The sequence below is a fragment of the Pelatocladus sp. BLCC-F211 genome (assembly GCF_041928655.1).
In the GTDB taxonomy this organism is placed as follows: domain Bacteria; phylum Cyanobacteriota; class Cyanobacteriia; order Cyanobacteriales; family Nostocaceae; genus Pelatocladus.
Map to the genome: position 1 here is coordinate 1 of NZ_JBHFLM010000221.1, position 1,892 is coordinate 1,892.

The window sequence follows — 1,892 nt, forward strand, 5'->3', positions numbered from 1 at the left end:
AGAGCGTTCTCTTAATGATTTGGTTCGAGAAGCGGTAAGACAATACATTGAAAGAGAAACTGCGGGTTAAAATCCGATGATTCGCGTTTCATCCCCTCGATAAATCGTAGGGGTTCTCACGCTCCCGCATTGCTTCGATAGCGCCGTTTAGATTGCTGTATTATGTACACAACATCTCAACCCGACCCCGTCCGCCTCGAAATCTTCAAAAACCTCTATCAATTTATCGCCGAACAAATGGGAATTGTTCTGCAAAACACAGCAGCATCAGTAAATATCAAAGAACGCCTTGATTTCTCCTGCGCCATTTTTGATGCTTCAGGATTACTAGTTGCTAATGCGCCACACATTCCCGTACATCTAGGCTCGATGAGTGAAAGTGTTCGTAGTTTGATTAATGATCAAAGCGACACTCTCAAACCCGGAAATGTCTATTTATCCAATAATCCTTACAATGGCGGAACCCATCTCCCTGATGTCACGGCTATTACTCCCGTTTTTGATGAAGACGAAAAACAAATAATTTTCTATGTAGCTTCCCGTGGACACCAAGCCGATATCGGAGGAATTACTCCCGGTTCCATGCCTCCTCATAGTACCACAGTTGAAGAAGAAGGGATTATCTTTGATAATTTTCTCTTAGTTGAACAAGGCAATTTTCGAGAAGACCAAGTTCGAGAAATGCTCTTAAATCACCGCTATCCTGCTCGTAATCCTAACCAAAACATTGCTGATTTCAAAGCACAAATAGCTGCGAATGAAAGAGGAGTACAAGAACTGCGGAAAATGGTTTCTCAATATGGACTAGAAACAGTTCAAGCTTATATGAAATTTGTTCAAGATCATGCTGAAGAATCAGTGAAAAGAGCAATTGATGTTCTCAAAAATGGTTCATTCATTTATGAAATGGATAACGGCGCACGCATTCAAGTAAAAGTTACAATCAATAGAGAAAACCGTAGCGCTACGATTGATTTTACAGGCACATCTGGACAATTAAATACTAACTTTAATGCTCCGAAAGCTGTCACGCAAGCAGCAGTTTTATATGTCTTTCGGACTCTGGTTGATGATAGTATTCCCCTGAATGCCGGCTGTCTGAAACCACTAGAAATAATTATCCCTTCTGGCTGTATGCTAAATCCAACCTATCCAGCAGCAGTAGTAGCCGGAAATGTAGAAACATCTCAAGCCATTGTCGATGCTTTATATGGTGCGTTAGGTGTGATGGCTGCTTCTCAAGGAACAATGAACAATTTTACTTTTGGTAATGAGCGCTATCAATATTATGAAACTATCTGCGGTGGCGCTGGCGCAGGGATTAATTTTGATGGTACTGATGCAGTCCATACCCACATGACTAACTCCCGGTTGACCGATCCCGAAGTTTTAGAAACTCGCTATCCTGTTTTAGTAGAAAGCTTTAGTTTGCGTCCTCATAGCGGTGGTAAAGGAAAACACTCAGGTGGAGATGGTGTCATCCGTCGCATCAAGTTTTTAGAATCGATGACAGCTAACATTCTCTCTGGACATCGGGTGATTCCTCCCTTTGGGTTCAATGGTGGAGAAGCAGGACAAGTTGGACGCAACTGGATACAACGTCAAGATGGAACCCAAGAGAACTTAGACAGCACAGCGACAGTGCAAATGCAACCAGGAGATATTTTTATTATCGAAACCCCTGGTGGAGGAGGATTTGGGGAAAAAAGCTAAGAACATTTTAGATTTTGGATTTTGGATGGAGAATTAATAACCAATACGGTTCAGTTAAGGCTAAAAACTAAAACTAGCGTAGGTTGGGGAGCCAGTGCGTTGCGGGGGTCCCAAGAGTTGTAGCACCTGGCGTTTGAGGAACGTAGACGCGCCCTGCGCGGCTTCTCGCAGAGTAACCC

General features: G+C 43.0%; 1 protein-coding gene. It reads left to right on the top strand.

Annotation, left to right across the window (positions count from 1 at the left end; translation table 11 throughout):
* Positions 1-162: 162 nt before the first annotated feature.
* On the top strand, positions 163-1,713 hold the full coding sequence (locus ACE1AT_RS26255; protein ID WP_374873758.1) for a hydantoinase B/oxoprolinase family protein: 1,551 nt from the start codon (positions 163-165) through the stop codon (positions 1,711-1,713).
* Positions 1,714-1,892 lie beyond the last annotated feature (179 nt).

What these genes read in the sequence shown, in the direction of transcription:
- ACE1AT_RS26255 (WP_374873758.1), top strand. Translation starts at nt 163, where the DNA reads ATGTACACAACATCTCAACCCGACCCCGTCCGCCTCGAAATCTTCAAA.